Source organism: Clostridium sp. MCC345 (assembly GCF_018785345.1).
Taxonomy (GTDB): domain Bacteria; phylum Bacillota; class Clostridia; order Lachnospirales; family Anaerotignaceae; genus Anaerotignum_A; species Anaerotignum_A faecicola.
In genome coordinates this window covers 1,649-8,690 of record NZ_WQPP01000060.1, presented here as the reverse complement: position 1 = coordinate 8,690, position 7,042 = coordinate 1,649, and the positions used below count along the sequence as shown (strand labels likewise).

General features: G+C 46.7%; 11 protein-coding genes and 1 pseudogene. 11 read left to right on the top strand and 1 reads right to left on the bottom strand.

The genetic code is table 11. From position 1 onward, the window contains the following. The 3 genes from GPK49_RS09475 to GPK49_RS09465 all read left to right on the top strand — a co-directional run. Positions 1-294: helix-turn-helix domain-containing protein (locus GPK49_RS09475; RefSeq protein ID WP_318283894.1), on the top strand; the 294-nt coding region annotated here is incomplete at its 5' end. Next, entirely contained in the window at positions 254-631 is a 378-nt protein-coding gene (locus GPK49_RS09470) for a TnpV protein (protein WP_002584333.1), read from the top strand. The genes GPK49_RS09475 and GPK49_RS09470, both read left to right, overlap by 41 nt. Before the next feature lie 51 nt (positions 632-682). After that, positions 683-1,174, top strand: coding sequence for a nucleotidyltransferase domain-containing protein (locus GPK49_RS09465; RefSeq protein ID WP_009266803.1), 492 nt, complete (start codon positions 683-685; stop codon positions 1,172-1,174). A 118-nt stretch (positions 1,175-1,292) separates the two neighbouring features. Here the strand turns inward: GPK49_RS09465 and GPK49_RS09460 are convergent, their stop codons facing one another. Beyond that, complete coding sequence (locus GPK49_RS09460) at positions 1,293-2,099, bottom strand: helix-turn-helix domain-containing protein (RefSeq protein ID WP_002584331.1); 807 nt, start codon at positions 2,097-2,099, stop codon at positions 1,293-1,295. Positions 2,100-2,582: 483 nt separating this feature from the next. On the opposite strand from GPK49_RS09460, the gene GPK49_RS09455 reads away from it, so the two are divergent. The 8 genes and pseudogenes from GPK49_RS09455 to GPK49_RS13060 all read left to right on the top strand — a co-directional run. Further along, positions 2,583-2,771 (top strand): hypothetical protein, encoded by a 189-nt coding sequence (locus GPK49_RS09455; protein ID WP_002584330.1) that lies wholly within the window; start codon positions 2,583-2,585, stop codon positions 2,769-2,771. Next, entirely contained in the window at positions 2,768-3,109 is a 342-nt protein-coding gene (locus GPK49_RS09450; RefSeq protein WP_002584329.1) for a DeoR family transcriptional regulator, read from the top strand. The genes GPK49_RS09455 and GPK49_RS09450 overlap by 4 nt, the downstream gene beginning before the upstream one ends. Continuing rightward, a complete protein-coding gene (locus tag GPK49_RS09445; RefSeq protein ID WP_002594808.1) occupies positions 3,102-3,398 on the top strand; it encodes a DUF3847 domain-containing protein in 297 nt (98 codons plus the stop codon). Before GPK49_RS09450 ends, GPK49_RS09445 begins: the two co-directional genes overlap by 8 nt. Before the next feature lie 311 nt (positions 3,399-3,709). Then, positions 3,710-3,964, top strand: coding sequence for a CPCC family cysteine-rich protein (locus GPK49_RS09440; RefSeq protein WP_002594807.1), 255 nt, complete (start codon positions 3,710-3,712; stop codon positions 3,962-3,964). Between the two features lie 21 nt (positions 3,965-3,985). Next, a complete protein-coding gene (locus GPK49_RS09435) occupies positions 3,986-4,390 on the top strand; it encodes a hypothetical protein (protein WP_002594806.1) in 405 nt (134 codons plus the stop codon). A gap of 182 nt (positions 4,391-4,572) precedes the next feature. After that, positions 4,573-6,153: a MobQ family relaxase gene (mobQ, locus tag GPK49_RS09430; protein ID WP_138276809.1), complete on the top strand. Its 1,581-nt coding sequence runs from the start codon at positions 4,573-4,575 to the stop codon at positions 6,151-6,153. Between the two features lie 63 nt (positions 6,154-6,216). Continuing rightward, positions 6,217-6,861: a CHC2 zinc finger domain-containing protein gene (locus GPK49_RS09425; protein ID WP_138276808.1), complete on the top strand. Its 645-nt coding sequence runs from the start codon at positions 6,217-6,219 to the stop codon at positions 6,859-6,861. Next, positions 6,830-7,042: pseudogene (locus GPK49_RS13060) on the top strand (virulence-associated E family protein); the annotation flags it as partial. The gene GPK49_RS09425 and the pseudogene GPK49_RS13060, both read left to right, overlap by 32 nt.

The following is a 7,042-nucleotide window of genomic DNA, read 5'->3' as shown; positions in this document are numbered from 1 at the left end:
ATAGAAAGGCAGGAAAACAATATGCACATCAGCTATAAACCACTCTGGCACACACTGTTAGAGCGTGATATGAGAAAAGAGGATTTAAGGCTTGCTGCTGGTATGACAACAAATATGATTGCCAACATGAGCAAAGAGGGAAAGCACATCAGCATGGATACATTAGCCCGTATCTGCGAAACGCTGAATTGTGAGATTACCGATGTGATTGAGTTAGTACCAGACGAGCCTGCTTCCACAGGAGGTAAGGAACATGAGCGAATTGAAACCAAGAATAAAAGAAAACGGAATTGATTATATCCTTGTTGGAGATTACTACATCCCGGACTTGAAGTTGCCGGAGGAACACCGCCCCATCGGAAAGTACGGACGGATGCACCGGGAATATTTAAGAGAAGTCTGCCCAGCCAGATTACACACATTGACCCTGACCGGGGAATTGTGGACATATCTTGCAGACCTGAACGAACAGGCACAGAAACGGTTAGACACCATCATGGAGCAGATGAAAGCTGCCGAGGGCGTGACCGAGGAATTGAAGCGTACCCGTCAAATGGAATGGGTGCAGCGTTGCAATAACATTCACAACCGGGCAGAAGAAATTGTTTTACATGAGATGATTTATTCATAACGGTATGGTAGAATGATTATTACAAATTAGAAGTTGTAAAGGAGACTTTGTATGGGTAGAAAAGAAATAACAACAAAAGAAGATTTAATGAAAGTAATAGAATTATTCGAAAATACTGGAATTACATACTGGTTGGATGGCGGATGGGGTGTAGATATTTTAGCTGGTAAACAAACAAGAATTCATAGAGATATAGATATAAATTTTGATGCTCAACATACGGAAAAATTGTTAAATGTGCTTTTGAATCTGGGCTATAAAATTGATACAGACTGGAAACCGGTTAGAATAGAGTTATATAGTGATGAACTTGGTTACTTAGACATTCACCCGTTCGTTTTAAATGAGGACGGAACTTCAAAACAAGCTGATTTAGAGGGTGGCTGGTATGAGTTTGAAAAAGATTACTTTGGTAGTGCTTTTTTTGAAGGAAAAACAATTCCTTGTATATCCTTAAAAGGCCAAAGAGTTTTCCACTCAGGTTATGAATTAAGAGATAAAGATAAGCATGATATTTCAATTCTTGAAAGTTTATCAAAATAACATTGCTGTAATTTCTAAGATAAATTCCACTTTATCGCTTTGAAATTTTAACTGAATAAGTATAGCACCAACCGCTGCTACATGGAAGCAAACACAACCATGCAACAGCGGTTTTTCTTTACCGTTTTTTCCTTTGACTGATAGGAGTTCCTGTTTTCTTTGATTTTTGTAGAATCCGAATGAGCCAGCGAAATTCTTCGTCTGACAGATTTTTATAGTTGATGCCGAGCTGCTTGCAGTAAAGGACAACCAGCTTTTCATCCCGACTGCCCTTGAAATTTTCAACCGCTTCCAAATTTTCTTTCAATTCATCGGCAACGGTGGTCTGGGGCGCACTCTCGCTGTCCTTTTTGTGGGCTTCCCGAATATCCCGGATAATGAGATTGAGGTCATCAAGAACCATGTGGCTGAAATATTCATCATCGCTGATATGGGCGGCTTGCAGCACTTTCAAATGCGGGTCGTCTTCGCCGGGGCGATACCGTTCAATGATTTCATGCCGGACAGTATCGACAAGGGCGTTGAGGTTTTGAATCTGCATGGTGGCAATCCCATCTACATAAATCTCAATGTCCGCAAGAAACTTGATAAAGTCCTTATGAGTGGCAAGCTCACAGAGCAGACGGTTGTTAATCCGACCGCCTTTCAGAAGTGCCACCATCTCATCATTCAAATGCAGCTCTGTTAGTGGCGTGTTGATCTGCTCCCGGTTCTCTGTCCGGCACAGCAGATAATCAACGGAAACCCCATAGAAGTCTGCCAGCGTGATAAGGTTGCCATGATTGATTTCCTTATAATCCTCTTTTTCATAACTGCCAAGAGCTGATTTGGAAATGCCCGTCAGCTCTGATAATTCTTCCAGATTTAAGCCTTTGTCCTTGCGGAGTTCCCAAAGGCGTTCCTGTATGCTTGTCGCTCCTTTCATGGGCGCACGCTCCTTTCCGGCGGTTTCATTACTGCCGCTTAACTGGATTATATCATACTTTCCGCAATCGTGGAAATTTCTGATTTTTACCCTTAATTCCTACTTTGTGGACATACGGCACAGGGCACAAAAATGTTCTATGATACAGGTAGTTCATCGATGGATTATTCCAATCGAATGACCAGCCTGTGTGGGATATGCTTCCTCGGCGATGTAGCGCCATGACTTTTGGCAGGGATATGGAGGAACCCTGACCGAAACGAGCGTACCAAAGGGAGCGATACGCCGCTGTGAGATTCAGGGGAGGAACGACACCGGGGAGAACTGGCGAACTGATACCGAAATGATACCGAAACACGACAATCTGATAGGGGGATAGTCTACCCTATCGCTGATACTTCTGGAGATTTTAGACGGCTCTATGACCGTAATTTTGCCGAAAATCGCCCCGAAACTATACACTAAAACGGGAGGAAACGCAATATGCCGAGAATGAGCAAAAAGAGGAAGCATGAGCTTTCTTTTTACCTCAATGACCGGGGGCGTGTCACTTACAACGAATTATGCCGGAAATGCAAGCATGGGTGCAAGCAGAGCTTCCGGGCGGTTGTGGTTGACTGCCCCCGTTATTTATCCAAACGAGCAAAGAAAAAGGAGGAACACACCGAATGAATTTTGAATTTATGACGATAGGCACACCGTTGCCGCCCTGTATGCCCTTTCCCAGAGCGTTGACAGGATTTCCAGTCAGCAGCACCGCAAAGGTCATGTACTGCCGGATGTTGGACGCTATGCTATCCAACGGACAGGAGGACGAGAACGGAATCCTGTTTATCTGCTTCCCTGTCACAGCCATTGCCGCAGTCCTGTCCCGCAGCCCCATGACGGTCAAGCGTTCTCTGAATGAACTGGAAACCGCCGGACTGATCATGCGAGTGCGTCAGGGCGTTGGAGAACCAAACAGGATTTATGTGCTGATACCGGGAAAGGAGGACGCTGCCCTTGCCTGATACCTCAAAGCTGGAAAAGCTCAACCGAGAGTTGGAAAAGAGTGAAAAGAAACTGCGGAAAGCCATCAATGATGAAAAGGCATTGCAGCACCAGCTAAAGCAGCTTACCCGAAAAGAACGGACACACCGGCTCTGTACTCGTGGCGGTATGCTGGAAAGTTTTCTGCAAGAGCCGGAACGCCTGACAGATGATGATGTCATGCTGTTGTTGAAACTCATTTTTCACAGGCAGGACACGCAGGAACTATTGAAGAAACTGCTGGAACGGGAGAAGCCGGAAACCCCTTAGTTTACTAAGGGCGCAATTATACACCACCCAAAGGTTGGTGCATTGCGTTCTCCGAAGGCTCCTCGCCGGAGGGCTGTGATTTTCCGCAGTCAAGGTCTGCTCCAAATCATACAGGGGACGCTACGCTTCCCCTGCGCTGGCTGCCGCCAGCTACCCTTTTGTGGACTTGCCATCTGGGGACACCTTGCGCTGTAAGCTGTTCCCAGCCGACAAGTTTCATAAAATATGCTATCTTTTCGATAATCGATGAAGTATAATAAAGTCAGAAATAAATCAGGAATTTGAGGTCAAGGCTTAAACGGGAGGTTTATATGAAAAAATACCAATGTCCTTGCTGCGGATATTTTACCTATAATGTTCCGGCAAATGAAGATTGTGGGTATATCTGTCCCGTTTGTTTTTGGGAGAATGACCCGTTCATTGCTTCTGATAACGAACCAAGCGACTCTAATCATGGAATAACACTAAAAGAAGCAAAATTAAATTTCTCAACATTCGGAGCTTGTGAAAAAGAAATGGTGTGTTATGTCCGACTACCAAGAGATGATGAAAAAGAAATTTCATAGTAGTGTGTAAAGGAGAATCAAATGAAGCATAAAAAGTTTTTGTTAATTGCACTGATATGTTTAATCGGTATAGGTATTAGCTTTCTTTTGTTTTCTGCTCATAGACCATTCAAAGATTTAGAGGCAGCAGATATTACTTCGGCAAGTGTTCGGTTATCGCCACCTGATACAACAATTCAGATAGTAGAAACAGAGGAATTAGTATCATATCTCAATGAGGTAGTTATTTACAATAAGGACAACTCATATACAGAATATGCCGGACAAGCAGTTATTTTCACTCTGTCTTTGGCAGATGGTTCTCAAGTGGAGATTATAGCATACAATCCATTTATTATAATTGACGGTATTGGTTATAAATGCAAATATGAACCTTGTGAAGCTCTTAATCATTATGCTAATGAGCTAATGACAAGAGAACCATAATTTTTAAGTGTACCATCTACCCATCGGGTCAACTTGTCCCGAACTTTTACAGCTAAATATCCGCCGCACTCACAGCGGCACACCGAGCAGGAAATCTGAAAAAGGTCTCCTGCTTTTTTTCTGCCAAAATGAGGTGGTAAAACGCCACCCCATCCACCAATTACCGAAAGGAGGGACACGAAATGCCCTGCCCACACAACGAAATCACGATTGTTCAGCGCAGCCAGCGACAGTCTGCGGTTGCCGCCGCTGCTTACCAAAGCGGCAAAAAGCTGTTCTGTGAATACGACCAGCAAGTGAAGCACTACCCGGAAAAGCGTGGTATTGTCCACAATGAAATTCTGCTCCCGGCAAACGCCCCACGGTCGTATGCAGACCGCAATACCTTATGGAACGCCGCCGAAGCGGTGGAAAAGCAATGGAACTCCCAGCTTGCAAGGCGGTGGGTGCTTACCATCCCAAGAGAGATACCACCCGACCAGTATGCTGTCCTTGTCCGGGAGTTTTGTGAGCAGCAGTTTGTTTCCAAAGGCATGATTGCTGATTTTGCAATCCATGACCCCCATCCGCCGGGACACAATCCCCACGCCCATGTCATGCTCACTATGAGGGCAATGGACGAACATGGAAAATGGCTTCCCAAGAGCCGCAAGGTTTATGACCTTGACGAAAACGGGGAACGGATAAAACTTCCGTCCGGCAGATGGAAAAGCCACAAGGAGGATACGGTGGATTGGAACGACCAGAAGTATTGCGAAATCTGGCGGCATGAATGGGAGGTCATCCAGAACCGCTATCTGGAAGCCAATGACCGCCCAGAGCGTGTGGACTTGCGTTCTTATGCCAGACAGGGGCTTGATATTATCCCTACTGTCCATGAGGGAGCTGCTGTCCGGCAGATGGAAAAGCGGGGTATCCAGACGAACATCGGCAACCTGAACCGGGAAATCAGAGCCGCCAACCGCCTGATGAAGTCTATCCGGCAGCTCATTCAAAACCTCAAAGGCTGGATTACCGAGCTGGGAGAAAAACGAAAAGAACTGCTTGCACAAAAGGCGGCGGAGGAAGCGACACTTCTTCCCAATCTGCTGATGAAGTATATGGAGATACGAAAGGAAGAACGGAAGGACTGGACAAGGGCTGGACAGAACCGGGGGACTTCACAGGACTTAAAGGCAGTCAGCGAAGCCCTGTCCTATCTCCGGCAAAAGGGGCTTTCCACTGTGGAGGACTTAGAAGCATTTCTGGAATCTTCTGGGAAATCAGCCGCCGATTACCGCAATCAGATGAAGCCAAAGGAAGCCCGCAGCAAAGTGATTGACGGGATTCTTGCCAGCCGGACAGACTGCAAGGAATGTAAGCCTGTCTATGAGAAGTACCAGAAGATATTTTTCAAGAAAACAAAGGAGAAATTCAAACAGGAACACCCGGAGGTTGCCCGATATGCGAAAGCCGCCGCCTACCTTGCCAAGCACCCAGACGATAAGGACAGCACCCAAAAGGAGCTGCAAGAGGAGCAGGAAACGCTTCACAGCGAAATCGCAGAGCTGAAAGTACCGCTGACCGAGGTACAGGCTGATTTGAAGAAGCTGCGGGATATCCGTTACTGGGTACGGAAAGCCACCCCCGGCACAGAGGAAAGCAAAGAACCGCCCAAGAAGCAGCCTATCAAAGAAGTCTTACAGGATAAGGCAGACGAGAAAAAACCACAAAGAACCGCCCCGGTACAGGCGAAACACCGACAACAGGATATGGAACTTTAACAGGCACTTGCCATTTTCAATCAGAGAATGTCAGGTGCTTTTTCTTTTTTAGGAGGGATAGATTTGAATGTATTTGAAGCTGTGAAGCAGTCCGTCACAACAAGACAGGCTGCGGAGCATTATGGAATCCGTATAGGTCGGAACGGGATGGCTTGCTGCCCGTTCCATCATGATAAAACCCCAAGTATGAAGCTGGATCGGCGTTACCACTGCTTCGGCTGCGGTGCGGATGGGGATGTGATTGATTTTGCCGCCGCTCTGTATGGGCTGGGAAAGAAAGAAGCCGCCGTACAACTGGCACAGGACTTCGGGCTTTCCTATGAGGACTGGAAACCGCCGGGAAAGGCAAAAAAGCCCAAGCCCCGGCAGAAATCCCCGGAGGAACAGTTTCAGGAAGCAAAGAACTGCTGCTTCCGTATTCTTGCCGATTATCTCCACCTACTTCGAGTGTGGAGAAAGGAATATGCCCCGCACTCCCCGGAGGAAGCCTTTCATCCCCGGTTTATAGAAGCCTTACAGAAGCAAGATCAAGTGGAATATCTGCTGGATGTGCTGCTGTTCGGGGAAACAGAGGAAAAAGCGGCTTTGATTACGGACTACGGAAAGGATGTGATACAGCTTGAACAGCGAATGGCAGAGCTTGCAGCCGCAGACGCAGCAAGAACTAAAAAACACCATGAACGCCATGCAGCCACCCCAGAACATTGAGGAAATCAAGGCGGGGCTGGAAACTACCGAGAAAGGCGGTGTCCGTCAGAGCATACGGAACTGTCTGACCGTATTCCAGCGTGACCCGCTGCTTTCCGGGGCTATCGCCTACAACATCCTGACTGACCGCAAGGACATCATAAAGCCCATCGGCTTTCAAAGGGAAAGCACCGCCCTGAAT

What these genes read in the sequence shown, in the direction of transcription:
- GPK49_RS09460 (WP_002584331.1), bottom strand. Translation starts at nt 2,099, where the DNA reads ATGAAAGGAGCGACAAGCATACAGGAACGCCTTTGGGAACTCCGCAAG.
- GPK49_RS09470 (WP_002584333.1), top strand. Translation starts at nt 254, where the DNA reads ATGAGCGAATTGAAACCAAGAATAAAAGAAAACGGAATTGATTATATC.
- GPK49_RS09455 (WP_002584330.1), top strand. Translation starts at nt 2,583, where the DNA reads ATGCCGAGAATGAGCAAAAAGAGGAAGCATGAGCTTTCTTTTTACCTC.
- GPK49_RS09465 (WP_009266803.1), top strand. Translation starts at nt 683, where the DNA reads ATGGGTAGAAAAGAAATAACAACAAAAGAAGATTTAATGAAAGTAATA.
- GPK49_RS09440 (WP_002594807.1), top strand. Translation starts at nt 3,710, where the DNA reads ATGAAAAAATACCAATGTCCTTGCTGCGGATATTTTACCTATAATGTT.
- GPK49_RS09435 (WP_002594806.1), top strand. Translation starts at nt 3,986, where the DNA reads ATGAAGCATAAAAAGTTTTTGTTAATTGCACTGATATGTTTAATCGGT.
- GPK49_RS09450 (WP_002584329.1), top strand. Translation starts at nt 2,768, where the DNA reads ATGAATTTTGAATTTATGACGATAGGCACACCGTTGCCGCCCTGTATG.
- mobQ (WP_138276809.1), top strand. Translation starts at nt 4,573, where the DNA reads ATGCCCTGCCCACACAACGAAATCACGATTGTTCAGCGCAGCCAGCGA.